The 24,878-nt window shown below is 71.3% G+C and carries 21 protein-coding genes; 12 read left to right on the top strand and 9 right to left on the bottom strand.

Going from position 1 to position 24,878, the window contains the following annotated elements; translation table 11 throughout:
* Nucleotides 1–6 precede the first annotated feature (6 nt).
* From ACFY3L_RS09010 to ACFY3L_RS09020, 3 genes are all read left to right on the top strand, one after another.
* Nucleotides 7–795: a hypothetical protein gene (locus tag ACFY3L_RS09010; RefSeq protein WP_389320456.1), complete on the top strand. Its 789-nt coding sequence runs from the start codon at nt 7–9 to the stop codon at nt 793–795.
* Nucleotides 796–1,145: 350 nt separating this feature from the next.
* Nucleotides 1,146–1,961 carry a hypothetical protein gene (locus tag ACFY3L_RS09015; protein WP_389320459.1) on the top strand — a complete coding sequence of 272 codons (816 nt, stop codon included), beginning with the start codon at nt 1,146–1,148 and terminating at the stop codon, nt 1,959–1,961.
* A 70-nt stretch (nt 1,962–2,031) separates the two neighbouring features.
* On the top strand, nt 2,032–3,174 hold the full coding sequence (locus tag ACFY3L_RS09020) for an acyl-CoA dehydrogenase family protein (RefSeq protein WP_389320462.1): 1,143 nt from the start codon (nt 2,032–2,034) through the stop codon (nt 3,172–3,174).
* Here ACFY3L_RS09020 and dhaL read toward each other — a convergent pair.
* Nucleotides 3,171–3,809, bottom strand: a complete 639-nt coding sequence (gene dhaL, locus ACFY3L_RS09025) for a dihydroxyacetone kinase subunit DhaL (protein ID WP_389320465.1) — start codon at nt 3,807–3,809, stop codon at nt 3,171–3,173. The genes ACFY3L_RS09020 and dhaL overlap by 4 nt on opposite strands.
* A gap of 1 nt (nt 3,810) precedes the next feature.
* Nucleotides 3,811–4,800 (bottom strand): dihydroxyacetone kinase subunit DhaK, encoded by a 990-nt coding sequence (gene dhaK, locus ACFY3L_RS09030; protein ID WP_389320468.1) that lies wholly within the window; start codon nt 4,798–4,800, stop codon nt 3,811–3,813.
* Here dhaK and dhaM point away from each other — a divergent pair.
* The 5 genes from dhaM (at nt 4,787) to recA (ending at nt 8,174) form a co-directional block, all read left to right on the top strand.
* Entirely contained in the window at nt 4,787–5,236 is a 450-nt protein-coding gene (dhaM, locus tag ACFY3L_RS09035) for a dihydroxyacetone kinase phosphoryl donor subunit DhaM (RefSeq protein ID WP_389320471.1), read from the top strand. The two genes, dhaK and dhaM, sit on opposite strands and share 14 nt — an antisense overlap.
* Nucleotides 5,220–5,480 (top strand): HPr family phosphocarrier protein, encoded by a 261-nt coding sequence (locus ACFY3L_RS09040; RefSeq protein ID WP_389320474.1) that lies wholly within the window; start codon nt 5,220–5,222, stop codon nt 5,478–5,480. The genes dhaM and ACFY3L_RS09040 overlap by 17 nt, the downstream gene beginning before the upstream one ends.
* Nucleotides 5,481–5,545: 65 nt before the next feature.
* The gene (locus tag ACFY3L_RS09045; RefSeq protein ID WP_389321143.1) at nt 5,546–6,766 is read left to right on the top strand and encodes an MFS transporter; all 1,221 of its coding nucleotides are present in this window, start codon (nt 5,546–5,548) and stop codon (nt 6,764–6,766) included.
* Between the two features lie 10 nt (nt 6,767–6,776).
* Nucleotides 6,777–6,977: a DUF3046 domain-containing protein gene (locus ACFY3L_RS09050; protein ID WP_389320477.1), complete on the top strand. Its 201-nt coding sequence runs from the start codon at nt 6,777–6,779 to the stop codon at nt 6,975–6,977.
* A gap of 147 nt (nt 6,978–7,124) precedes the next feature.
* On the top strand, nt 7,125–8,174 hold the full coding sequence (gene recA, locus ACFY3L_RS09055) for a recombinase RecA (protein ID WP_389320480.1): 1,050 nt from the start codon (nt 7,125–7,127) through the stop codon (nt 8,172–8,174).
* Nucleotides 8,175–8,415: 241 nt separating this feature from the next.
* Here recA and ACFY3L_RS09060 read toward each other — a convergent pair whose 3' ends face one another.
* On the bottom strand, nt 8,416–8,637 hold the full coding sequence (locus tag ACFY3L_RS09060; protein ID WP_389320483.1) for a hypothetical protein: 222 nt from the start codon (nt 8,635–8,637) through the stop codon (nt 8,416–8,418).
* A gap of 442 nt (nt 8,638–9,079) precedes the next feature.
* Between ACFY3L_RS09060 and ACFY3L_RS09065 the strand changes: the two genes are divergently transcribed.
* Together ACFY3L_RS09065 and rny are read left to right on the top strand one after the other, a co-directional pair.
* The gene (locus ACFY3L_RS09065; RefSeq protein ID WP_389321145.1) at nt 9,080–9,745 is read left to right on the top strand and encodes a regulatory protein RecX; all 666 of its coding nucleotides are present in this window, start codon (nt 9,080–9,082) and stop codon (nt 9,743–9,745) included.
* A 1,673-nt stretch (nt 9,746–11,418) separates the two neighbouring features.
* Nucleotides 11,419–13,203: a ribonuclease Y gene (gene rny / locus ACFY3L_RS09070; protein WP_389320486.1), complete on the top strand. Its 1,785-nt coding sequence runs from the start codon at nt 11,419–11,421 to the stop codon at nt 13,201–13,203.
* Between the two features lie 337 nt (nt 13,204–13,540).
* Here the strand turns inward: rny and ACFY3L_RS09075 are convergent, their stop codons facing one another.
* The 5 genes from ACFY3L_RS09075 to ACFY3L_RS09095 form a co-directional block, all read right to left on the bottom strand.
* Complete coding sequence (locus ACFY3L_RS09075) at nt 13,541–16,642, bottom strand: ABC transporter substrate-binding protein (RefSeq protein ID WP_389320489.1); 3,102 nt, start codon at nt 16,640–16,642, stop codon at nt 13,541–13,543.
* Between the two features lie 52 nt (nt 16,643–16,694).
* A complete protein-coding gene (locus tag ACFY3L_RS09080; protein WP_389320492.1) occupies nt 16,695–17,558 on the bottom strand; it encodes an amino acid ABC transporter permease in 864 nt (287 codons plus the stop codon).
* A complete protein-coding gene (locus tag ACFY3L_RS09085) occupies nt 17,555–18,211 on the bottom strand; it encodes an amino acid ABC transporter permease (RefSeq protein ID WP_389320495.1) in 657 nt (218 codons plus the stop codon). Before ACFY3L_RS09085 ends, ACFY3L_RS09080 begins: the two co-directional genes overlap by 4 nt.
* Before the next feature lie 123 nt (nt 18,212–18,334).
* On the bottom strand, nt 18,335–19,294 hold the full coding sequence (locus ACFY3L_RS09090; protein ID WP_389320497.1) for a glutamate ABC transporter substrate-binding protein: 960 nt from the start codon (nt 19,292–19,294) through the stop codon (nt 18,335–18,337).
* 28 nt (nt 19,295–19,322) lie between these two features.
* Nucleotides 19,323–20,069, bottom strand: coding sequence for an amino acid ABC transporter ATP-binding protein (locus ACFY3L_RS09095; RefSeq protein WP_389320500.1), 747 nt, complete (start codon nt 20,067–20,069; stop codon nt 19,323–19,325).
* A gap of 118 nt (nt 20,070–20,187) precedes the next feature.
* Here ACFY3L_RS09095 and surE point away from each other — a divergent pair, with 118 nt between their 5' ends.
* The gene (gene surE, locus ACFY3L_RS09100) at nt 20,188–20,970 is read left to right on the top strand and encodes a 5'/3'-nucleotidase SurE (RefSeq protein WP_389320502.1); all 783 of its coding nucleotides are present in this window, start codon (nt 20,188–20,190) and stop codon (nt 20,968–20,970) included.
* A 13-nt stretch (nt 20,971–20,983) separates the two neighbouring features.
* Complete coding sequence (gene miaB / locus ACFY3L_RS09105) at nt 20,984–22,456, top strand: tRNA (N6-isopentenyl adenosine(37)-C2)-methylthiotransferase MiaB (protein WP_389320505.1); 1,473 nt, start codon at nt 20,984–20,986, stop codon at nt 22,454–22,456.
* 694 nt (nt 22,457–23,150) lie between these two features.
* Here miaB and ACFY3L_RS09110 read toward each other — a convergent pair.
* Complete coding sequence (locus ACFY3L_RS09110) at nt 23,151–24,803, bottom strand: hypothetical protein (protein ID WP_389320508.1); 1,653 nt, start codon at nt 24,801–24,803, stop codon at nt 23,151–23,153.
* Between the last annotated feature and the right edge of the window lie 75 nt (nt 24,804–24,878).

The raw sequence follows: 24,878 nt of genomic DNA on the forward strand, positions 1-24,878 counted from the left end.
AATGGCATGCGCAGTAGCACGTTCAGGACGTTCGGCATCGCCGTCGCGACGGTCGCACTGGCACTGGTGACCGCCTGCGGGGGCGACGACAAGGCGACCAGCAGCGCCTCGAAGGGCTCCGGCGCCAGCGCGTCGCAGGCACCGTCCGCGAAGGACACGCTCGCCGCGGCCGTCAAGGACCTCAACGCGGGCACGTACAGCTACACGATGAAGATTCCCGAAGGCACGTTCACGGGCTCGATCGACCCCGCCGGCAAGCAGCAGGTGAAGGTCGACGGGGTCGCCGCCGGCGGCGTCAAGTACACGATCGAGGGCATCGACCTCGGCACCGACTACTACTTCAAGACCAGCATCCCGACCACCGGCATCAACGCCAAGAAGTGGTACAAGCTGGATCGGTCGAAGGTCAAGAAGGACGCGATCATCGGGCTGATCGAGGCGAAGGACCCGACCGTCAGCCAGGGCCTCGTGTCCCGCGTCGCCACCGCCACGCAGACCGACCCGACCACCATCACCGGCACCTATGACCTCAGCGGCGGCGGCGACCTCGGCATCGACGACGCCGCGGTGCTGCAGGCCCTCGGCGACAAGGCCAAGTCCGCCCCGTTCACGGCCACCCTCGACGGCAAGCACCTGGTCTCCTTGAAGATCACGGTCCCGGCCTATGGCACGGTCGCCGAGCAGGCCTTGACTGTCGACTACACCGGCCACGGCCAGCCGGTCACCGTCGCCGCGCCCAAGGCCGCCGATGTCGTCGCCGCCCCCGCCGCCGTCTACGGCCTGCTCAACGGCTGACCCCCATGCCACGACACCAGCCACTTCGACGGCCCGCGCTGGGCCGGGCGCTCTCGCCGGGGCGGCCGACCGTGCCGGACCGGGCGGGCACGCGGCCAATCGCTGCGCCGCCTGCCCCGCCGGTGGTTTCACCGGTTGCCGGGCCGCCGGGTCGGACGGTCGCCCGGACTGTCGTCGCGCGGTCTGTGCGGTCGGTGGTGCCGCTGGTTGCCGGGGTGCCGCGTCGGACGGTCGCCAGGACTGTCGTCGCGCGGTCTGCGTGGTCGGTGGTTCCGCTGGTTGCCGGGTTGGCGCAGCGGCCGATCGGCAGGGTGGTTGCCGGGTCGGTCGTCGCGAGGCCGGTGGGCCGGGTGGTTGCCGGGTCGGTCGTCGCGCGGCCGGTGCGGGCGGTGGAGCCGCCGGTCGCCGCGCGGCCCCGCCGGTCGACGGCCGTGCTGGCGGCGGCGCTCGGACTGGTCGCGGCGGTTGTGCTGTCCGGGTGCTCGTTCGGCAAGAGCGAGCCGCCGAAGCCGGCTGCCGCCGGGCCGTCGGTCGCGCCCTCACAGAGCGAGCTGGCGAAGAGCCTCGGCGCGCTGATCAACGGCGGCTACAGGTTCAAGGTGGTGGCCAAGGAGGGCAGCTACACCGGCGGCATCGACCCCATCGCGGACCTGCTTGACGCCACGGTCAGCGTCACCTCCGACGGCGCCACCCTGAAGATCGACACCGTGGCCGTGCGCGGCACCGCGTACACCCGGCTCACCGGCCTGCCCCTGCCGGGCTTCGACGGCGCCACCTGGTTCCGCGTCGACCCCGCCCGCATCACGCGGCCCGGCTCGCTCGGCCTCAGCGCCGTCAAGGACCCGACCGGCGTCCAGGCCCTGATCGCCGCCGCGCACGACGTACGCCGCGAAGGCCGCTCCTACAACGGCACGGTGGACATGACCCGCGTGACGACCTGGGGCCCCGTCAACATCCCGCAGGTGATGCAGCTGGGCGAGGTGGCCACCAGGATCCCGTTCGAGGCGACGGTCGACGACCACGACCGCCTCGTCGCGATGAAGGTCGAGATCCCCGGCAACCCCGTCACCGCCACCTACTCCGACTTCGGCACAACCCTGACCACCACCGCTCCCGCCGGCGCCGAACCCTTACCTGACCACCTGTACGGCATGCTCGGCCTCTGACTCCCGCCCGCCCGGGGCAAGGTGCGGTGGGGGTGGTCGAGACCGCGTCTCACGGAGAACACTGCACGTCATGGAACAGCACCTGTACGAAGCCGAGCACGAAGCCTTCCGGGAACTGTGCAAGGCGTTCCTGGCCCGCGAGGCGGTGCCGCACAACGACGAGTGGGACAAGGCCGGCATCGTCGACCGGGAGATCTGGCGCAAGGCGGGCGCGGCCGGGTTGCTCGGCATGGACGTCGACGAGAAGCATGGCGGCGGCGGGCAGAAGGACTTCCGCTTCAACGCCGTGCTCGTCGAGGAGATCGTCGCGGCGGGGGCGTCCGGGCTCGGGTTCGGGCTGCACAACGACGTGGTGGCGCCGTACCTGACGGACCTGGCGACGGAGGAGCAGCAGAAGCGGTGGCTGCCCGGGTTCTGCTCCGGGGACATCGTGACCGCCATCGCGATGAGCGAGCCGGGCGCCGGGAGCGACCTCGCCGGGGTGCGCACGTCGGCGGTGCGGGACGGGGACGAGTGGGTCCTCAACGGGCAGAAGACGTTCATCACGAACGGTGAGCTGGCGGACCTCGTCATCGTGGTGGCGAAGACCGATCCCTCGCTCGGGGCGCACGGCATCAGCCTGTTCGTGGTCGAGTCCGGGACGCCCGGGTTCACCCGGGGGCGCCGCCTGGAGAAGGTGGGCCTCAAGGCCAACGACACCGCCGAGCTGTTCTTCGACAACTGCCGCATCCCCGCCGATCACCTGCTCGGGCAGGAGAACTCGGGCTTCTACCACCTGATGGCGAACCTGCCGCGGGAGCGGCTCGGCATCGCCGTCGCCGCCGTGGCGTCGGCCGAGCAGGTGCTGGCGATCACGCTCGACTACGCGAAGACACGGCAGGCGTTCGGCAAGCCGATCGGGTCGTTCCAGCACAACCGGTTCGTGCTCGCCGAGCTCGACACGGAGGTGACGATCGCCAGGACGTTCCTGAACCAGTGCATCGCCGAGCAGAACGCGGGGCGGCTCACGGTCGCCGACGCGGCCAAGGCGAAGTGGTGGACCACGGAGCTGCAGAACAAGGTGGCGGACCGCTGCGTCCAGCTGCACGGCGGATACGGCTTCATGATGGAGTACCCGGTCGCGAAGGCCTGGCTGAACAGCCGCGTCCAGACGATCTACGGCGGCACGACCGAGATCATGAAGGAGATCATCGGGCGCAGCCTCGGGGTCTAGGTCACGTCGGCGAGCGCGGCGAAGATCAGCGCGGTGGACGTGGCGCCCGGGTCCTGGTGGCCGACGCTGCGTTCGCCGAGGTAGGACGCCCTGCCCTTGCGGGCCTGCAGCGGCGTCGTCGCGGCCGCACCGTCCGCTGCCGCCGTGGCCGCCGCGGCGGCAGCGGCCGCGAGACCGGACGGGGCCGCGGCGACATACGCGTCGACGGCCGGGGTGAGCGCGTCGACCATGGTCTTGTCGCCGGGGGAGGCCTTGCCGAGCCGCACGACCGCGTCCAGGCCCGCCTGCAGGCCGGCACCCAAAGCGGCGGGATCGTCGGCCAGGGCCTTGCCCAGTGCGCGGAAGAGGCTGCCGTACAGCGGCCCGGACGCGCCGCCGACCTTCGACACCAGGGTCGTGCCGGTCTTCGTCAGGACCGCGCCGGCCGTGTCGGCCTCGAAGCCGGCCAGGGCGGCGACCGCCGCGTCGAACCCGCGGCGCAGGTTGACCCCATGGTCACCGTCGCCGATCGCGGCGTCGAGATCGGTCAGCTCGGCGGCACGCGTGGTCACGGCGGCAGCGATGGCGGCGACCCACGCGCGGGCCAGCGCGGCGTCCAGGGCGGACGGCGTACCAGAGCCGGAAAACGCATCCATGTCAGGCACCCCACCGCAGGCCGGGGGTGCGGACGGGCGCGTCCCAGAGCTGCAGGATCCGCTCGTCGGCGCGGCACACGGTGAGTGACATCCCGGCCATGTCCAGGCTGGTCACGTAGTTGCCGACGAGACTGCGGGCCACCTGCACACCGGCGTCGGCGAGCAGCCGGGCGACCTCGTCGAACATCAGGTACAGCTCCAGCAGCGGCGTCCCGCCCAGCCCGTTGACCAGCACGATCACCTCGCTTCCGGGCGCGAGCGGCTTGGCGGTGAGGATCGGCTCGACGATGCGGGCGGCGAGGTCGCGGGCAGGTCGCAGCTTCTCACGGGCGCGGCCGGGCTCGCCGTGGATGCCGACGCCGACCTCGATCTCGTCCTCCGGCAGGTCGAACCCGGGCTTGCCGGCGGCCGGGGTCGTGCCGGCGGTGAGGGCGATCGCGAAGGAGGCCGACCGCTCGTTGACGTCCCGCGCCACGGCGGCGACCTCGGCGAGTGACGCGCCCTGTTCCGCGAGGGCGCCGGCGACCTTCTCGACCAGCAGGGTGGCACCCGTACCGCGGCGGCCCGCGGTCCAGGTGGAGCCGTCGACCGCGACGTCGTCGTCGACGAGGACGCTCTCGATCGGGATCTCGGAGTCCTCCGCGGCCATCTCGAAGTTCATGACGTCGCCGGTGTAGTTCTTGACGATGTGCAGGACCCCCGCACCGCCGTCGACGGCCCTGGTGGCGGCCAGGATCTGATCGGGGACGGGGGAGGTGAAGATCTCGCCGGGGCAGGCGGCGTCGAGCATCCCGAGCCCGACGAACCCTCCGTGCAGCGGCTCGTGGCCGGAGCCGCCGCCCGAGACGAGGCCGACCTTGCCGGGCCGGGGCGCGTCGGCCCGGACGATGATCTGCTCGTCGAGGTCCACGCGCAGCTCAGGGTGCGCGGCGGCCATCCCGGCGAGCGCCTCCCGGACCACGTCGTCCGGATCGTTGATGAACTTCTTCATGCCTGCCATTTTGGCGGTACGGCCGCTGCATAGCATTGCCCTCGTGGCACACATGGTGGGAATCGTGCTGGTTTCGCACAGCGAACGGCTCGCGCACGGACTGCGGGACATGCTCGTCCAGGTTGCGGGGGAGGAGGTGCCGATCGAGGCGGCGGGTGGCACTGACGACGGCGGGCTCGGCACGAGCTACGACCGGATCCTGGTCGCGATCGACCGGGCCGACCGGGGCGCCGGCGTGCTGGTCCTGACCGACCTGGGCAGCGCCGTCCTCACCGCGCAGACCGTGCTCGAGGACCGGGTCGCCAACACGGCCACCCTGGTGGACGCCCCGTTCGTCGAAGGGGCGGTGGCTTCAGCGGTACTGGCCGGCGCCGGCGCCGACCTCGCGGAATGCATCCGGGCGGCGACGGAGGCCCGCGATGTCCGCAAGCTCTGAGGCGACGGTGGTGTTGCCGGCGGACCTGCACGCACGCCCCGCCGGCGCGCTGGTCCGGGCGGCGGCGGGGTTCACCAGTACCGTCGAGATCACCGCGGGCGAGCGGCGGGTCAGCGCCCGGAGCGTGCTCGGTGTGATGGGGCTGAACGCCCGCGCGGGCTCCTCGGTGGTGGTGTCCGCCACAGGCGACGACGCGGTCGACGCGGTGTCCGCGCTGGCGGCGCTGCTGGCGGCGTACGAGTAGCCCTCCGCCTCGGCTCCGGTAAGGAGTGGTGCGGGTCGCGGTGCCTACGCGAGGATGGCGGCGTGATCGACGCACCTGCCGTTCTGCAGCGGCGCACGCTGGGCCTGCTCGTGTCCACGCAAGTGATCGGCGGGCTCGGCGTCGCCAGCGGGGTGTCGATCGGTGCGCTGCTCGCCGCCGACATGGCCGGGCCGAGCGCCGCGGGGTTCTCCGGCAGCGCCGCGGTCATCGGAGCGGCGCTGGTCGCGATCCCGGCGACGCGGCTGATGCGCACCGGCGGGCGGCGGCCCGGCCTGGTGTTCGCGTACGGCGTGGGCGTGCTCGGCTCGCTCCTGGTGGTGGCCGCGGTGGCGTGGCGGCTCGTGCCGCTGCTGTTCGTGGGCACGTTCCTGTTCGGCGGGGCCTCGGCGGCCAACCTGCAGTCACGGTACGCGGCGGTCGACCTCGCCGACAGTGACCGCCGGGCGCGGCACCTGTCGCTGGTCGTGTGGGCGACGACGCTGGGTGCGGTGATCGGCCCGAATCTCGCACCGTTCGCGGACCGGGTGACGATGCCGTGGGGTGCGCCCGAGTACGCGGGGCCGTACCTGTTCAGTGCGCTGGCGTTCCTGCTCGGCGCTGTCGCGCTGTTCGTGCTGCTGCGGCCCGATCCGCTGCTGACGGCGCGTTCGCTGGCCTTGTCGGATTCATCGGATAAGTCGTCTTCCTGGTCGTCGGCGTTCGCGGCGATCCGGGCCGGTGCCGGAGCGCGGCTCGGCGTCTCCGCCGTCGCGGTCGGGCACGTGGTGATGGTCGGCGTGATGTCGATGACCCCGGTGCACATCGGTGGGTACGTGCACGCGCACGGTGACCTGCTGCGCATCGTCGGGCTGGTGATCAGCATCCACATCACCGGCATGTACGCGCTGTCGCCGGTCATCGGATGGGCCGCCGACCGGTTCGGCCGCCGCCCGGTGATCCTGACGGGCGTGGTGCTCCTGGCGTCGGCGTGCGCGCTGAGCGGCACGGCCGGCAACGACACGGTCCGGCTGGCGACCGGGATGGGCCTGCTCGGAGTGGGTTGGGGCTGCACGATGGTGGCCGGATCCACGCTGCTGTCGGAGTCCGTGCCCGTCGTGGAGCGCGCCGGCGTGCAGGGCCTGTCCGACGTCATCATGGGCGTGTCGGCGGCCAGCGCGGGCGCGCTCGCGGGGATCGTGGTCGACCTGTTCGGGTTCGCCACGCTGTCGGTCCTGGCGGGGATCGCCGTGGTGCCGCTGGCCGCACTGGCGCTGCGAAGGTCTTAGTCTTGGCCGCGTGCGACTGACAGATTTCTGGCAGCGGTTGGAAGAGACGTTCGGCGCGGCGTACGCCGGCAGCATCGCCAACGACCAGGTGCTGACCCAGCTCGGCGGCAGGACGATCAAGGAAGCCCTCGCACGTGGTGAGGAGACCGCCGTGGTGTGGCGCGCCGTAGTCGCCGCGTACCCGGAGCGTGTTCCTAGCAGGTTAAGGTGACTTTTTAGCGTGTCGGCTCGTTGATCGAACAGATGTACGGGTACTCTCCTCAGGCGTCGGCGCCGATTTTTTGTCATACCCGGCGCTTACCTTGTCAGCGTGAATAAACGAACGCCGACGAAGACCGCGAACTCAGGGGTGACGGACATGGCAGTACAACCTGACCGGGAGAAGGCGCTCGGGCTCGCCCTCTCGCAGATCGACAAGCAGTTCGGCAAGGGCTCGGTCATGCGGCTCGGTGAGCGGGTCATCGCGCCGATGTCCGTGATCCCGACCGGATCCATCGCCCTCGACGTGGCGCTCGGCATCGGCGGGCTGCCCCGCGGCCGGGTCATCGAGGTCTTCGGGCCTGAGTCCAGCGGTAAGACGACCGTCGCGCTCCACGCGATCGCCAATGCGCAGGCCCAGGGCGGCATCGCGGCGTTCATCGACGCCGAGCACGCCCTCGACCCCGACTACGCCAAGGCCCTCGGCGTCGACACCGACGCGCTGCTCGTCTCCCAGCCGGACACCGGTGAGCAGGCCCTCGAGATCGTCGACATGCTGGTCCGCTCCGGCGCGCTCGACATCATCGTCATCGACTCCGTCGCGGCCCTCGTGCCCCGCGCCGAGATCGAGGGCGAGATGGGCGACAGCCACGTCGGTCTGCAGGCCCGCCTCATGAGCCAGGCCCTGCGGAAGATCACCGGTGCCCTCAACACGGCCGGCACCACGGCGATCTTCATCAACCAGCTCCGCGAGAAGATCGGCGTCATGTTCGGCAGCCCGGAGACCACCACGGGTGGCCGCGCGCTGAAGTTCTACTCGTCGGTCCGCCTCGACGTGCGGCGCATCGAGAGCCTCAAGGACGGCACCGACGTCGTCGGCAACCGGACCCGCGTCAAGGTCGTCAAGAACAAGGTGGCCTCGCCGTTCAAGCAGGCCGAGTTCGACATCATGTACGGCAAGGGCATCTCCCGCGAGGGCTCCCTCATCGACGTGGGCGTCGAGCAGACGATCATCCGCAAGGCCGGCGCCTGGTACACCTACGACGGCGACCAGCTCGGTCAGGGCAAGGAGAACTCCCGCAAGTTCCTGCGGGAGAACCCCGACGTCGCCGCCGAGATCGAGAAGAAGATCAAGGAGAAGCTGGGCGTGGGCGTCGGCCAGGCCACGGACGCCGCCGGCGGTCCCGAGGCGGCTCCGGTCGACTTCTGACCGTTCCGGGCGCTGTTGCCCAGCGTTCCTTCCACGCGCGGGTCCTGGGGCTGGGTTCTGCTTCAGGTCTTTACGCGGCTCACGCGGCGATCGGTGCCGGTTCGTGGGAGGGTCTCCTGGTTTGGAGGTCCGTCCCGCGGCCGGCCCCGCCCGCGCTGTTCATGGTTTTCGGAGGTGTGCTCGTGCCGGGCAGGCGGCGATCCGACGATCCCAGCCAGCAGTCAACCGAACCCGAGGACGCTCAGCCCTCCTCCACGGGTCCCGACCCGTCGGCGAGCGGCACGCCTTGGATTCTCGCCGACATGAGCGACGACAATCCGTGGCTGTCCGCCGAGGCCCAGCCGGGCGGCGCCACGACCGCGCCCCCGGCGCCGATCGCGAGAGACCCGTCCGCCGGGGCCCCACCCGGTTGGCGGTCCACGCCGGGCGACGCCTCGACCCCCGCCGTGCCGGAAGCGGTCACGGACAGCACGCTGCCGCCGTGGCCGACGACCAGCCGTGAGCTCCCACCCGGCTGGCCAACCGCTCCGGGTCGTGGAGTTCCTGCCGGCGAGATCCCGCCGGGCTGGCCTGCGGCTCCGGGCGGCTCTTCCCGTTCCGGGCGCGGCAGATCCCTTGCCGCCGGCGAGCGGACGTCCACATCTCAGCACGGCGCTGTCGGCGATCCCTGGTCCCGCGACGGCAGCAGTCTCGCCGAGGACCTGTCGGCCAACGCCGCGCCGGCTGCCTCCGCGCCGGCTGCCTCCGCGCCGGCTGCCTCCGCGCCGGCTGCCTCCGCGCCGGCTGCCTCCGCGCCGGTGACGGACCGCGACACCGGTGGCGGCTCCCGCCGCGGTCGCCGCTCAGGCCAGAAGGGTGGGGCGCGCAGGCAGCTCCAGGACGCTCCCGGGCACGGCTCCAGCTCCATCCCGGAGCGGCAGGGCGAGTCCGGGCTGTGGGCAGACCCCGCGGAGCCCCCGTCCGAGCAGCGAGGCGACAGTTCGGCGGGCCGGCGGGGCGGTTCCCGCCGCGGTGGACAGCCGGCGGCGCCGCTCGATCCGAGGGAGGCGGCCCGGGAGATCTGCCTGCGGCAGCTCGCCGTCCGGCCGAGGACCAGGCTCGAGCTCGCCACCGCCATGCGCAAACGGGGCGTCGAGGACGAGATCGCCGACGAGATCCTCGACCGGTATGACGAGGTCGGCATCATCGACGACGCCGCGTTCGCCCGGGCCTGGGTGGCCAGCCGGCACCACGGCAAGGGACTGGCCCGCAGGGCGCTGGCGGGGGAGCTGCGCCGCAAGGGCGTCTCGTCCGACGAGGTCGGCGAGGCACTCGACGAGCTCGACCCCGACGTCGAGGAGCAGACCGCGAGGGCCCTGGTCGCCAGGCGCCTCCGCGTCGAGTCCAACGCCCCACCCGAGGCGGTGTTCCGGCGGCTGGTCGGGATGCTGGCGAGGAAGGGGTACCCACCGGGCATGGCCATCCGCCTGGTCAAGGAGGGCCTGGCAGCCCGGGACGACGCCGCCGAGTTCGCCGACGGCATCGACGCCGACGCCCTGGCTGACGCCGCTCTCGACCCCGACCAGCGCTGAGCCCCGCCGGGGGGACACCGTTGGCCTTCCAGTTTGGCGCCGTGTTGCCCTTGTCCGTGTTGAGGCTGCCGGGGAGGACACTGCCGGGTCCGCGGCCGGCATCGGCGTTGGTGCCGCGTCGGCCTCGTCCGCGCCGAGCCTGCCGGGGAGGGGCCGCTGAGTTCACGGCCGGCGTCTGGTTGATGCTGCCTCGGCCGTCCGGGCTGATGTGTGGGGGAGGACGCCGCTGAGTCCGTCGACGCATCGCCGCCGACCAGCGCTGACCCCCGGAGGGGAGGGCGCCGCTGAGTCCGTCGACGCATCGCCGCCGGCCAGCGCTGACCCCCGCAGGGGAGGACGCCGCTGAGTCCGCCGACCAGCGCTGACCCCCCGGCCGGGGGAGACCGCTGCTGAGTTCGCGGCCGGTGTCGGCGTTGGTGCCGTGTTGGACACGTCCGTGCTGAGTCTGCTGGAGGGCGATGCCGCCGAGTTTGCCGATGCCCTGGCCGGCGTTGCCCTCGACCGACCAGTGCTGCGCCTGCCGGGGACGGCGCCGCTGAGTTCGCGGTCGGTATCGGTGTCGGCGCCGTCCCTGGTCCCGGCCTGCGCTGGCCCTCGGCGGGGACGCGATGCTGAGTTCGCCGGCGGTTGGACGCCGGCGCGCTTCTCGAGGCGGGCCGATGCTGAGGCTGGCTGAGGGGAGAGCGCTGACGGCAGCGACGGCGAAGGTCCGGCTGGCCTCGACCGGCGCCGAGCCGCCCAAGGGGAAGACGCCGCTGGGTCCCGAACGGCAGCAATGCTGATAGCCACCCCTACCTCAGCCGGCAGCCAGGCGGGAAGCGTCACCCACTCGGTCGGCTTGGCCGGGCGCGCCACTCGCACCGGGATTGATCGAAGGACGGATCTGGCCGCGGTCGCGACCGGATTCGTCCGTTGATCATGCGTACCCCGGCCCGATCGCCACCCGACAGCGGCGTCACCGTGCCGGAACCAGCGCCAGGGTGCCCCAACCGGCAGCGTGTGGTCCGGGGGCCATGGCAGGACGGAGCCAGCTAGCAGAGAGACACCTGGCGGAACCGGTCCAGCGGGAGGGTGGAGTGCGACGAACTTCGATGGTGCGGTTGGTGGGAGCACGGTCTGTGGTGGAATGATTGCAGCAGGACTGATGCCGAGGTTGAGCGCCGTGCGTACGGGTGACTACTGGCAGTCGACATTTTTGGGGTGAGTGCGACCGACATGCCGGAAAGTTCTGGTCAAATGTCACTGGTAGGGTGTTTCGCCTGGCGGGGGTCTTGACGGACTTACGTCCCGTATGGTGCCCGATCATGAGTCCTTGACCGAAGCGCCCTTCACGACCTAGCCTCGGCGTTACCAGATGGAGACCGCCCAACCACCGCGGGTTTACCGCACAACATAGATCGCGTCACAGATCAGCAACGTTTATGCACGACATATAAGCGCCACGCCTTGCGGGAGGTGTGGTGCCGGCCGGTTGTCGGGGCACCCTGTGTCCCGATATTGATACATCTTGATGACAGGTGTGGTCGGGCGTCTCCTCCACAACATCCCGCGTTGCGCAACTCTGCGCAGCGCCGAGCGGAGCGAGGTGACGTCGTGACGGAGTGCGCCCCTGTCATCCTCCGCGAACGACTCGCAGGCCGTCAGCACGCGACCAGTGCCGCCGGGGTGACCGCGTGACCGGCCTGCAGGTCGTGCTCCTCGTCGTGGTCGTCGTCATCGGCATCGGCGTCCTCGCCGCGCTGCTGGTCTCGTTGAAGGTCATGCGCCGGTTGCACACCGCGGCCGCCGTGCCCGCTCAGCCTGTCGCCGAAGACCCCGCGTTCCTCGCCGAGAAGGACAGGCAGGAGCACTCGCTCGCATCCCTGCGCACCGCCGCCGAGGACGCCACCGCCGCCGTGGACGAGGCGAGGGCCGTGGCGGCCGCTGCGCGTACCGAAGCGGCTGCCGCAAAAGCGGAGGCCAGCTCCGCCAGGTCGGAGGCGCGCCGCATTCTCGACGCGGCGCGGGCCGAGGCCGACTCGTTGCTGGAGCGGGCGCACCGGCAGGCCGAGGTCGACGCGGAGCAGGCCAGGGCCGCCGCGCGCCGGGCAGGGGAGCGGGAGGTCAACCAGCTGACCACGGTCGCGAAGGAGCAGTCGCAGGACGCGGAGCGGCGCCAGCGCCGGCTCGACGAGCGGGAGCGACTGCTGGCGGAGGAGGCCGAGCGGCTCGCCGAACGCGACCGGCGCATCACCAGCACCGAGGCCGACCTGCTCGAACGCGAGGCAGCCCTCACCCGGCGCGAGGCCGAGATCGCCGCCGGTGAGGAGCGCCACCGCGAGGAGCTGGAGCGGGTCGCCGGCCTGACGACCGAGGCCGCCCGGGTCGAGGTCATCGAGACGATCGAGGCGCAGGCGAAGCGGGAGGCCGCCCTCCTCGTCCGCGACATCGAGAACGACGCCCGCAACACCGCCGACCAGCGGGCGCGGCACATCGTCGTCGACGCCATCCAGCGGGTCGCCAGCGAGCAGACCGCCGAGAGCGTCGTCAGCGTCCTGCACCTGCCCAGCGACGAGATGAAGGGCCGGATCATCGGCCGCGAGGGGCGCAACATCCGCGCGTTCGAGTCGACGACCGGGGTCAACCTGATCATCGACGACACGCCCGAGGCGGTCCTGCTGTCGTGCTTCGACCCGGTCCGGCGCGAGATCGGCCGGCTCACGCTCGAGAAGCTCGTCCTCGACGGCCGGATCCACCCGCACCGGATCGAGGAGGTCTTCGAGCAGGCGAAGCACGAGGTCGAGCGCCTCTGCCTGCGCGCCGCCGAGGACGCCCTGGTCGAGGTGGGGATCACCGACCTGCACCCGGAGCTGATGACGCTGCTGGGACGGCTGCGCTACCGCACCTCCTACGGCCAGAACGTCCTCAAGCACCTCGTCGAGACCGCCCACATCGCCGGCATCATGGCCAGCGAGCTGCGCCTCGACCCGAAGCTCATCAAGCGCAGCGCGTTCCTGCACGACATCGGCAAGGCGCTCACGCACGAGGTCGAGGGCAGCCACGCGCTGATCGGGGCCGACGTCGCCCGCAAGTACGGCGAGTCCGAGGATGTCGTGCACGCCATCGAAGCCCACCACAACGAGGTCCTGCCGCAGACGATCGAGGCCGTCCTCACCCAGGCCTCCGACGCCTGCTCCGGTGGCCGCCCCGGCGCCCGCCGCGAGAGCCTGGAGGCGTACGTCAAGCGCCTCGAACGCATCGAGGAGATCGCCGCCGGCAAGTCGGGCGTCGAGAAGGTCTTCGCGATGCAGGCCGGCCGCGAGATCCGGGTCATGGTCCGCCCCGACGACGTCGACGACATCGGCGCCGCCGTCCTCGCCCGCGACGTCGCGAAGCAGATCGAGGAGGAGCTGACCTACCCCGGCCAGATCCGCGTCACCGTCGTCCGCGAATCGCGCGTCACCGAGATCGCCCGCTAGGAAGATCCCGAAGCGGAAGAGCATGGCTCCGGCCCGTCGTGGCCACGACCGTTGCTCATTGGGGGAACGATGGCTGCTGCCCGGCTCTTGGTGGGTCGGGTAGCACTTGGGCCGTCAGATCGCCGCCATCCGTTGCAGCCTGGAGAGGGGCGAGGCCAAGCGAGGTCCAAGGGTCGTCCTAGGTGTGCGCCGAGGGCGCCAGGCGGTCTGGACGAGGCATCTGGGACCGCCGCAGTTCGGCCGACGCATCGGGAACAGCGTGGACCGGATGCGCGTGCCACGCGCCGGCTGGCGGGGGTGTGAACGGTCGAGGCCGCGGACACCCCCAGCCCGCCGCTCATGGGGCGATGGTGCTCTCCGACGACGCGTAGCCGCCGCCGATCTTGTAGGACCAGATCAGTGGGTCGGGGACCGAGAGGTCGCCGTTCGAGGCGAACTTGTACGAGCGGGCGATGCCCTTCGCGTCGTACTCGCTGACGAAGGCGAGCATGTCCGCGCGGGTGGCCTTGCCGGCGGTGAAGCCGGCCAGGATGATGCTCGCGCCGTCGTAGGACTCGGGGCCGTAGTAGCCGGCGCTGGTCTTGTACGCGGCCTGGTAGCGCGACGCGTAGTCGTTGCCGGCGTGGTCGCTCGGGATGCAGGGGCAGGTGACGACGATGCCGTCGGCGGCCTTGCCGAGCGTGTCGACGAACAGCTGGGTGAAGAGCCGGTCGCTGACGACGACCGCGATGGCCGGCTTCGCGGCGCGCAGGGCCTTCAGGAACGCGGTGCCGTCGTCGGACTCGCCCGCGTAGTACACGGCCTCGGGGGCGGCGTTCGAGACCTGGGTGACGGCGGAGGAGAAGTCGGTGTCGGTGCGGCGGATCGAGACGCTCGTCGTGACGCTGCTGCCGAGCGTGGCGGTGACCGACTGCCGGGCGACGCCGCCGAAGTCGGAGTCGTCGTAGACCAGGACGACCTTCGAGGCGCGCAGCGTGTTCTTGATGTAGCGGGCGCCGGCCGCCGCCTGGTCCTTGTCGTTGGCGATGAGGCGGTGGAACGTGGACCAGCCCTTCGCGGCGAGGTCGACGTCGGGCGCGTACGTCGTGAAGAACGGGACGCCGGCCTTGTCCAGGACGGGGGCGGCGCCGAGGACCTCCGCGCGGTACGACGGCCCGACGACGCCGATCACCTCGCTGTCGGCGACCAGGCTCTCGGCGGCGGCCTTGCCGCCCTCCTCGGTCCCCTTCGTGTCGAACTCGGCGAACCCGACGTTGCAGCCGGCGTGCTTGGCGTTGTAGTCGTCGACGGCCAGCTTGGTCGCGTTGCGCATGCCGTTGCTGTCCTTGGAGCCGGTCCCGGCCAGGATGCCGAGGAACGCGACCTTGTGCCCGCAGGCCGGCGACACCGCGGGCCCCGCCTGGTTGGTCGGGCTGCCGCCGCCGCCCGGCTCGCCTCCGTCACCGTTGCGGTTGGCGGCCCAGACGATGCCCGCGACGAGCAGCAGCAGCGCGAGCACCCCGCCGCCGACCGCGGCGGCGAGCGTCTTGCCGCGCCGGCCGTTCGCGGAGGGAGGTGCGGACGACGGGTAGGCGGGCGGCCCGGACGCCGGAGGGCCCGACGTGGGCGCCCAGCCCTGCACGGCGTTGATCGGAGGCCCGGCGGCCGGCGGGGCGCTCACCGGCGGCCGCTGTGCGGATGGCGCCTGCTGGAACTGCCCCGGGAAGCCCTGCTGCACCGGCGGCCGCTGCTGCACCTGCGGCTGGACAGGCTGCTGCGCCGGATGCTGGTACTGCGGGGGCGCCTGCTGCGGAACGACCGGCGGAACAGGCTGCTGCGGAACGACCGGCGGAGCGGGTCGCTGCGGGACGACCGGCGGTACGGGCTGCTGGGCAGGCGGCTGGTACTGCACAGGCTGCTGCGGGCCAGGCTGACCGACCGGCGGCCGCTGGACCGGAGGCTGCTGCGGGACCGGCGGCCGCTGCGAAACGGGCGGCTGCTGCGGTGCGGGCGGCTGCTGCGGTGCGGGCGGCTGCTGGTACACCTGCGGCGGCTGCTGACGGCTCGGCACCACCGGCATCGAGGCGGTCTGCAACAGCGGCGGCAACCCGGGGTCCATCGACGGCATGCTGAACCCCGGTGACACCGGCGTCGCCGACACGGGCTGCGGCGAGACGTCCCCGCTGACCTCGTGCGCCGGCCCACCAGACGACGGCCCACCGGACGACGGCCCACCAGACGACGGCCCAGCGGACGACGGTCCCCCGGACGAGGGACCACCCGAGGACGGGCCGCCGGAGGAAGGAGCCCCCGACGTCGGAACGGGACCGAACGGCCCCGACGCGCCCGGCGTCGGCGCGCCCCCGACGTGCGCCCGTCCCGTCGGCGGTGCGAGGTGCAGCGAGCCCTCCGCCACCACCAGCTCAGGCTGCTCGATCGCCGTCGGCGCCAGCCCGAACGCCCGGTGCAGCAGCGTTGCGGCGAGCGGGATGCGCGACGAGCCGCCGACCAGGAACACCGCCGCCAAGGGCTGCCCGGCGACGCCCGCCGACGACACCGCGAGCTGCGTCGCCGTGACGGTCCGGTCGAGGATCGGCCGCGCGAGCTGCTCGAGCTGCTCGCGCCCGATCGGCACGCTCTCGTCGTACAGCGGCACATGGACATAGGTGGTCGCGGCGCGGCTGAGCATCTCCTTGGCGAGCCGGGCGTCCTCCCACAGCTGCCAGGCGGCGCGCCGGTCGGACTCGCTCTCCGGGTTGGTGAGGCGGCGCCACTGGTCGCCCTCGCGGCCGGTGAACGCGCGGCCCAGGTACGCCACGACCGCCGCGTCGACGTCCAGACCGCCCGCGTCGGGAAGGCCCTCGCTGGCGAGGACGTCGAAGCCACCGCCGGCGTTGCGGCGGACCACGCTCGCGTCGAAGGTGCCGGCGCCGAAGTCGTACACGACGGCGATGCCCCCGACGGGGACGTGGGTGCCGACGGTACCGACGAAATAGGACGCGGCGGCGACCGGCTCCGGCGTGAGGAAGGGACTCGGGAAGCCCGCGGCGAGGGCCGCCTGCGACAGCGTCTGGCGGCGCTGCGGCGGCCAGGTCGCCGGGTGGGTCAGGTTGACCTCGCTGGGGTACGCGCCGGCCACCCGGTACGTCTCGGCGGCGACCCGGCGCAGGACGGTCGTGACGAGGTCGAGGACCGGGACGTCCTGCTCGCCGAGCCAGACGGTGCCTTCCTCGACGCGGCGCTTCGGGTACGGCTCGAACCGGTGCGGCTGCAGACGCGCCGAGTGCACCGCGTCCCGCCCCGTGAGAATGGTGCCGTCGGCGTTGACGTACACGGCGGAGGGCAGCAGCGGCGATCCGTCGAACAGCAGCGGCTTCGTGCGACCGTCCGGCCAGCGGAGGACGGCGACGGTGTTCGAGGTGCCGAAGTCGATGCCCAAACGAAAGCCGGTGTCCGCCACCCGCGCAGCGTACGTACTACGCGCAACGTTGCCAATCAACCTTCGGCCAGGCTCACACTGCCTGGCCGACGTCGGCCAGTTTGACGGGGCGCGCGGCCGTCTTCGCCCGCTTCGGGCCGCCCATGAGCCGCTTCTGCAGCCAGAAGGCGAACCACGACAGCAGGCCGCAGGTGCCGATGTAGACGGCGGCGACGACGAGGTACCCGGGGACGTACGGGAAGCCGAAGAGCAGCCGGCCGCCGTACTGCTTGCCGTAGTACAGCAGCTCCGGCAGCTGGATGATGAACCCGAGCGCGGTGTCCTTCAGCAGCACGACCAGCTGGCTGACGATCGCCGGGAGCATGGCCCGGACCGCCTGCGGCAGCAGGATCGACGTCATGACCTGGAACTTGCGCATGCCCAGCGCGTACGCGGCCTCGGACTGCCCACGGTGCACGGCGAGGATGCCGGCCCGGAAGATCTCGGACAGGACCGCGCCGTTGTAGAGGGTCAGGCCGATCACGAGCGGCCAGAACGGGCCGACCTTGTAACCGAGCTGGATCGGGCCGTAGTACGCGAAGAAGATCAGGATCAGCAGCGGGATGGCGCGGAACAGCTCGACGAAGCCCGACGCCGGCGCGCGGAAGAACGCGTGGTCGCTCAGGCGCGCGGTCGCCAGCAGCGCGCCGAGGAGCAGCGCGAGCACGGCCGCGGCGCCGGCGGCGCGCAGCGTGGTGAGGTAGCCGTTGAGGAGGTCCTGCTGGATCTTCACGTACTGGAACTGCTCCCAGCGCAGCCCCTCGAACTGGCCGGTGTCGTAGAAGCGCCAGACGACGTACGCGAGCAGCGCGACGATGCCCAGTGCGCTGACGACGCCGATGAGGCGGTACCGCAGGCGGGCCTTCGGGCCGGGCAGGTCGTAGAGGACATTGCTCATCGCGCGGCCTTCCAGCGTCGTTCGAGCATCCTTTGCAGGGTCACCAGCGGCACCACGAGGATCAGGAACCCGATCGTGATCCACAGCAGGCCGTAGATCTGGTTCTCGCCGCGCTCCGAGAGGTAGAACGTGATCGCGCCGGCCTCGGCGACGGAGAAGCCGGCCGCGACGGTGGTGTTCTTCAGCATCGCGTTGAGCACGCTGACCAGCGGCGGCACGACGGTGCGGAACGCCTGCGGCAGCACCACGTTGGTGAGCACCTGCAGGAACGTCATGCCCAGCGCGCGGGCCGCCTCGGCCTGCCCGACGGGCACCGTGTTGATGCCGGAGCGCAGCGCCTCACACACGAACGCGCTCGTGTACGCGGTCAGCGCGACGCACGCGCCGGTGAAGAACTCGAAGTTGACGCCGAGCTTCGGCAGCGCGAAGACCTGCAGCGCGAAGATCAGGGTGAGTGGCGTGTTGCGCAGCAGCAGCACATAGGAGCTGCCGAACGCGCGCAGTGCCGGGACGGGGGAGACCCGCATCGCCACCAGCAGCGTGCCGAGGACGAGCGACCCGACGGCGGAGATCAGGAAGAGCTTCACCGTCTCCCAGAAGTGGGAGCCGATGACGTCCCAGTTGTCCGTCAGGACATGAAAAAAGTCGCTCACGCCGGGGTGACCTCCACTTCCGCCCGTTGTTCGTTCAGTGGTTCGTTCAGTGGTTCGTACAGTGGTTCGTTCACGGGACGGGGCGCCGCCGTTCGGATAGGCGGCGCCCCGTCTGCGGGTTGATCAGTACTTCTCGAGGGTGGGCGGGCTGCCCGCCGAGCCGGACTTGCCGAGCGTGCCGTCGTAGATCTTCTGCCAGGTGCCGTCGCCGAACGCGGCCTCCAGCGAGGCGTTGACGTAGTCGCGCAGGGCCTTGTCGTCGTGCGCGAGGCCGATGCCGTACTTCTCCGGGTAGGCCTTGCCGGTCGCCGGGTCGAGGAACGGCTTGCCGACGACCTTCAGCTGCGACGGGGCCTGCGCCGCGAAGCCCTTCAGGATCGCGTCGTCGGTGGTGACCGCGTCGACCTTCTTGTCCAGCAGCTGCGACACGCACTCGGAGTAGGTCTTGAACTCCACGATCTTGTCGGTCAGCTTCTGGTCACGGACCCGCTGGATCGGCGTGGAGCCGGTCGCGGAGCAGACCGTCTTGTCCTTGATGGTGTCGGAGCCCGTGATCGAGGAGTCGTCCTTGCGGACCAGCAGGTCCTGCGCGGCGACGAAGTACGGGCCGGCGAACGACACGTCCGCCTTGCGCTTGTCGGTGATCGAGTAGGTGCCGACGTAGTAGTCGACCTCGCCACCCTTGATCGCCGTCTCGCGGTTGGCGGAGGCGATCTCCTTGTACTCGATCTTCGCCGGGTCGATGCCGAGCTTCGACGCGATCAGCTGGGCGATCTCGATGTCGAAGCCGCAGCGCTTGCCGGCGGCGTCCTTGTAGCCCAGGTTGGGCTGGTCGAACTTGACACCGATGACGACCTTGCCGGCCGCCTTGATGCGGTCGAACGTCGGGCTGCCCGTGATCGCCACACCGGTGGCCGGCGTGAACGTGGTGCCGGACGAGGTGCAGGTGTCACTGGCCGGTGCCGCCGCGCCGGAGCTGCCGCCCTCGGCGGGCGCCGTGGGCGTGCCCTCCTTGCCGCAGGCGGCCAGGCCGAGCGCGAGCGTGACGGCGGCGGTTGCCGCTGCGATCCGCGTGATGCGCATGATGGTCGCTATCCCCTTTCGTGGGCTTCTAGTGCGTCAGGATCTTTGACAGGAAGTCTTTGGCGCGGTCGGTGCGCGGGTTGGCGAAGAACGTCTTCGGGTCCGCCTCCTCGACCAGCTGGCCGTCGGCCATGAACACGACCCGGTTGGCGGCGTGCCGCGCGAAGCCCATCTCGTGCGTGACGACGACCATCGTCATGCCCTCGCTCGCGAGACCTGTCATCACCTCGAGCACCTCGCCGACCATCTCCGGGTCCAGGGCGCTCGTCGGCTCGTCGAACAGCATCGCCTTCGGCTGCATGGCCAGGGCCCGGGCGATCGCGGCGCGCTGCTGCTGACCGCCGGACAGCTGCGCCGGGTACTTCTCCGCCTGCGCGGCGATCCCCACCCGGTCGAGCAGGCCCAGCGCGCGCTCCCGCACGACCGCCGGCTTCTCCTTGCGGACCTTCACCGGGCCGAGCATCACGTTCTCGAGGATGGTCTTGTGCGCGAACAGATTGAACGACTGGAACACCATGCCGACCTCGCTGCGCAGCCGCGCCAGCGGCTTGCCCTCCTCCGGCAGGCGGGTGCCGTCGAAGACGATGTCGCCGTTGTTGATCGGCTCCAAGCGGTTGATCGCCCGGCACAGCGTCGACTTGCCGGAGCCGGACGGGCCGATCACGACCACGACCTCGCCCCGAGCGATCGACAGGTTGACATCCTTGAGGACGTGCAACTCGCCGAACCACTTGTTGACGCCGCTGAGCACGATCAAAGGCTCGTTCGTCATCATCCGCCCCATCGCAGTGCTTGGCTCCGTCGGTGCGCTCGACGTTAGCGGTGGAGATACCCACGAACAGCCGCGTAGCGGTCACGGACGGATAACGGCCGGGGTTGTCACAATGATGACCATGCGCATCCTGGTGACCAACGACGACGGCATCGACAGCCCTGGCCTGCACGCGCTCGCCGCGATGGCCGTCCGCCAAGGCCACGACGTGGTGATCGCGGCGCCGGCCCGCGAGGCGAGCGGCGCGGGCAGCTCGCTCACCGGCGTGGAGGCGGACGGCCGCATCGCGACCGAGATCCGTGCCGCGTTGATGGCCGATGTACCGACGTACGCCGTCTCCGCGTCGCCGGCGTTCATCGCGCTGATGGCGACGCGTGGCGCGTACGGTCCGGAGCCGGACGTGGTGCTCTCCGGGATCAACCGCGGCCCCAACACCGGCGCCGCGGTCCTGCACTCCGGCACGGTCGGCGCCGCGTTCACGGCCGTCGCGAACGGCTGCTGCGCCATGGCGGTCTCGCTGGACGTGCCGTTCCGCGCCGGCACGGGCGAGCCCGAGGAGCGCTGGGACACCGCCGCCGAGGTCGCCGGCGACCTGCTGCCGCTGCTGTCGCCGGGGTTCGTCCTCAACGTCAACGTGCCCAACCTGGACGCCGGCGACCTGCGCGGCATCCGCCGGGCCACCCTCGCCCAGTTCGGCACGGTGCAGATGGTCCTGATGGAGCAGGGCCACGGGTACGTGCGGATGTCCCTCGAACAGAGCGATCACGGCGCGGAGCCCGGCAGCGACGACGCGTGGCTGCTGGACGGCTACGTCTCGGTCACCCCGATCCGCCCGCCCCACGAGGCCCGCGACGTGTTCCTGCCGGGGCTGGTGGATACCGCCGGCGAGCATGTCGGCGGCTAGACTTCTCGCTGCTATGACTGAGACCCCTCGCAGCTTCAAGGTCATCACCTACGGCTGCCAGATGAACGCGCACGACTCCGAGCGCATCTCCGGCCTGCTCGAGGACGCCGGCTACGTCCCGGTGCCCGCCGACGCCGAGCCCGACGTCGTCGTGTTCAACACGTGCGCCGTCCGCGAGAACGCCGACAACCGCCTCTACGGCAACCTCGGCCACCTGCGCCCGACGAAGCTCGCCCAGCCCGGCATGCAGATCGCCGTCGGCGGCTGCCTGGCGCAGAAGGACCGCGGCGACATCGTCAAGAAGGCCCCCTGGGTCGACGTCGTCTTCGGCACCCACAACATCGGCTCCCTGCCGGTGCTGCTGGAGCGCGCCCGCCACAACGCCGCCGCCGAGGTGGAGATCCTCGAGTCGCTGGAGGTCTTCCCCTCCACGCTGCCCACCCGCCGCGAGTCCACCTATGCCGGCTGGGTCTCCATCTCCGTCGGCTGCAACAACACCTGCACCTTCTGCATCGTCCCGGCCCTGCGCGGCAAGGAGAAGGACCGCCGCCCCGGCGACATCCTCGCCGAGGTCCGCGCGCTGGCTCTTGAGGGAGTCCTGGAGGTCACCCTCCTCGGCCAGAACGTGAACTCCTACGGTGTCGAGTTCGGCGACCGGCTCGCCTTCGGCAAGCTCCTGCGCGCCTGCGGCGACGTCGAGGGCCTGGAGCGGGTCCGCTTCACCAGCCCCCACCCGAAGGACTTCACCGACGACGTCATCGCCGCCATGGCGGAGACGCCCAACGTCTGCCACTCGCTGCACATGCCCCTGCAGTCCGGCTCCGACACCGTTCTGAAGGCGATGCGCCGCTCGTACCGCGCGGACCGCTACCTCGGCATCATCGAGAAGGTCCGCGCCGCGATGCCCGACGCCGCCATCACCACCGACATCATCGTCGGCTTCCCCGGCGAGACGGACGCCGACTTCGAGCGCACCCTCGATGTGGTCCGCGCCGCCCGCTACTCCAGCGCCTTCACGTTCCAGTACTCCAAGCGCCCCGGCACCCCGGCCGCCACCATGGACCTGCAGGTCCCGAAGGCGGTCGTGCAGGAGCGATACGACCGGCTGATCGCCACCCTGGAGGAGATCAGCTGGGACGAGAACAAGAAGCTCGTCGGCACCCCGGTCGAGGTCCTGGTCGCCGTCGGTGAGGGCCGCAAGGACGGCGCCACCGGCCGCATGTCGGGCCGCGCGCGCGACGGACGCCTCGTGCACTTCGCCACCGACCCGTCGGTGACGCTGCGCCCCGGCGACATCGTGCACACCACCGTCACGTACGCCGCCCCGCACCACCTCAACGCCGACGGCCCCCTGCTGTCCCACCGCCGCACCCGTGCCGGCGACGCCTGGGAAGCCGGCCGCATCACCCGCACCCCGGGCGTCTCCCTCGGCATGCCCACCATCGGCACCCCACCCCCGTCCCCCTCCCCAGCCCGCTCCTGCTGACCTCCACCCCCTTCACGCATTCCATGATCCCGTCCGGTTCCGGTAGCCAGAACCACCGAAACCATTCGGGATCATGGGAGCTGCTCTGGTGCCGGCCCGGCGGGGTGGCCAGCGGGTGGTGGTGCTCGGCGGCCCGCGCTGTGTTCTGCCTCGTGGCGCGTTTCGTGATCCCGTGCGGTTCTGGTAGTCAGGGCTACCGCAACCATTCGGGATCATGGGGTTGGTCTGGCGGGGGCAGAGCTACCGAAACAATTCGGGATCATGAGAGCTAGTTGGGCGGGGTGGCCAAGCGAGCGGTGGTGCTCCGCAGCCCGCGTTGTGTCTTGCCGCGTGGGCTTTCCGTGATCCCGTCCGGTTCCGGTAGCCAGAACCACTGAAACCATTCGGGATCATGAGAGCTGCTCTGGCGCCGGTCCGGCGGGGTGGTCGGCGGGTGGTGGTGCTCGGCGGCTCGCGTTGTGTCTTGCCGCGTGGGCTTTCCGTGATCCCGTGCGGTTCTGGTAGTCAGGGCTACCGGAACCGTTCGGGATCATGAGAGTCGGTCCGGCGCCGGTTGGCGGGTGGTGGTGATTGGCGGTCCGCGCTGTGTTCTGCCTTGTGGGCTGTGCGTGATCTGGAAGAGTTCGGGCGGCCGCGGGGGTGCGCGGGGTTCACCGGATTGTGGGGAGCTGGGCCGGCCCGGGGGTGCGGGCGGTCAGCGGTGAGGGGCGTAGCCGCGCTCGTAGCCGTCGTGGTCGCCGCGGCCGCGCTGGTCGTAGCCGGCCTGAGGGGCGCCATACACGCCGCTGGCCTGGGGGGCGCCGTACACGCCGCTGGCCTGAGGGGCGCCGTACACGCCGCTGGCCTGGGGGGCGGCGCCGTACATGCCGCCGCCTTGGGGGGCGCCGGGGGGCGGGAAGCCTCGGGGCTGGTCGTAGGACGGCGGGGCGTAGCCCGGCCGGTGGTCGAAGTCGCGCGGGTCCGGCTGATGCGGCCCGCCGCTCATGCCGCCGCCGAAGCCGCTGTTGCCTGCGTTGCCGCCGCCGGGGAAGCCGCTGTTGCCGTTGGCGCTGTTGCCGTTGAACGGGCCGGCGTCGTTGGCGAAGCCGCCCGCGGAGGCGCCGCCGCCGTAGACCGTGCCGCCGGGGGCGGAGGTGCCGCGGGCGGCTGAGGCGGCGGGGCGGGCGCCGTAGACGGTGCCGGTGCTGTTGTCGTCGGAGGGCGAGGGGTCGTCGTCGGTGGGGCGGGGGGCGGAGCCGCGGATCGGGCCGGAGGTCGCGGCCGCGAGGCGGCGGGAGGCGCGGGAGCGGCGGATGCCGACGATGCCGGCGACGACGAGGATGAGGCCGAGGATGCCGACCGCGGCCACCATGTACGTGATGTCCTGCAGCGTCAGGTCTTCCAGGAACGACCGGTCGTCGGGCTTCGGGGTCGGCAGGACCGCGCCGCCGCCCTTGCCGGGAGTGACGTTCTGCGGGGTGTACCTGAGCATCGGCGCCTTGACGTCGGCGGGGACGTCGGAGGCGGTGATGTACTGCTTGCCGTCGGTCGTGTAGGTGATCGCCTCGCCGCGAGCCTCGTTGGGCAGCGGGGTGATGCGGGGCTTGCCGGTGGTGATGGCCTTGATGACGTCGCCGCCCTGGACGTCGAACTCGTAGGCGTCGGAGTAGGTGCGGATGACGACGCGGGTGCCGTCGGGGGAGGAGGCGGCGCCGGTGATCGCCTTCCAGCCGAGGAAGGCGAGCGGGTTGGGCGTCTTCGTCTCCTGGGGCGCGAACGTGCCGACCTGCTTGAGCTTGACGCCCTTGGTGGTGTTGGGCTGCAGGGGGCCCTCGGGGACCCAGACCTCGCCGACGGGATCCTTGGTGATGATGATCGGCGTGCCGTCGCCGTTGAGCAGCAGGGCCTCGGCGTCGCGCTTCTTGCCGTCGGGGTACGCGAGGCGGTTGATGACCGGGGCCTTCGCGCCCTTCGCCAGCGTCCAGACCGCGACCGTGGGGCGCGGCGTGGAGCTGCCGCCGGACGCTTCCGTGTTGTCGCCGATGTCGGCGATCCACAGCGTCTCGTTCTTGTCGATCGCGAGGTCCTCGGGGTCGCGGGCGACCGGGTCGTAGTTGATCGGGGTGCCGACGACCTTGCAGCTCGCGTCGAGGGTGAAGATCCGCGCCTTGCCGCCCGCGGGCGCGCTGTCGTTGATCGCGTAGTAACCGGTGGCGGTCGCGACGAGGCCGGAGATCTCGTTGATCTTCGAAGAGTCGGGGGTGCAGACGGTCTGACCTGCGCCTGCGGCCGGGGCCTGGCCGGTGGTGGCGGATGGGCTCGGGGCCGCCGCGGCTGGTGCCCCGAGCCCCAGGAACAGACTCGTCACCACGCCACAAGCAGCACTCAAAGCCAGGCCCACCCGCTGTCGCATCGCACAAGTTTGGCAGAGCCGGACCAGAAG

It is taken from the genome of Dactylosporangium sp. NPDC000521, assembly GCF_042898305.1.
Classification (GTDB): domain Bacteria; phylum Actinomycetota; class Actinomycetes; order Mycobacteriales; family Micromonosporaceae; genus Dactylosporangium.

What these genes read in the sequence shown, in the direction of transcription:
- recA (WP_389320480.1), top strand. Translation starts at nt 7,125, where the DNA reads ATGGCAGTACAACCTGACCGGGAGAAGGCGCTCGGGCTCGCCCTCTCG.
- dhaK (WP_389320468.1), bottom strand. Translation starts at nt 4,800, where the DNA reads ATGAAGAAGTTCATCAACGATCCGGACGACGTGGTCCGGGAGGCGCTC.
- ACFY3L_RS09095 (WP_389320500.1), bottom strand. Translation starts at nt 20,069, where the DNA reads ATGATGACGAACGAGCCTTTGATCGTGCTCAGCGGCGTCAACAAGTGG.
- ACFY3L_RS09020 (WP_389320462.1), top strand. Translation starts at nt 2,032, where the DNA reads ATGGAACAGCACCTGTACGAAGCCGAGCACGAAGCCTTCCGGGAACTG.
- ACFY3L_RS09080 (WP_389320492.1), bottom strand. Translation starts at nt 17,558, where the DNA reads ATGAGCAATGTCCTCTACGACCTGCCCGGCCCGAAGGCCCGCCTGCGG.
- ACFY3L_RS09090 (WP_389320497.1), bottom strand. Translation starts at nt 19,294, where the DNA reads ATGCGCATCACGCGGATCGCAGCGGCAACCGCCGCCGTCACGCTCGCG.
- dhaM (WP_389320471.1), top strand. Translation starts at nt 4,787, where the DNA reads ATGAACTTCTTCATGCCTGCCATTTTGGCGGTACGGCCGCTGCATAGC.
- dhaL (WP_389320465.1), bottom strand. Translation starts at nt 3,809, where the DNA reads ATGGATGCGTTTTCCGGCTCTGGTACGCCGTCCGCCCTGGACGCCGCG.
- miaB (WP_389320505.1), top strand. Translation starts at nt 20,984, where the DNA reads ATGACTGAGACCCCTCGCAGCTTCAAGGTCATCACCTACGGCTGCCAG.
- ACFY3L_RS09010 (WP_389320456.1), top strand. Translation starts at nt 7, where the DNA reads ATGCGCAGTAGCACGTTCAGGACGTTCGGCATCGCCGTCGCGACGGTC.
- surE (WP_389320502.1), top strand. Translation starts at nt 20,188, where the DNA reads ATGCGCATCCTGGTGACCAACGACGACGGCATCGACAGCCCTGGCCTG.
- ACFY3L_RS09040 (WP_389320474.1), top strand. Translation starts at nt 5,220, where the DNA reads ATGTCCGCAAGCTCTGAGGCGACGGTGGTGTTGCCGGCGGACCTGCAC.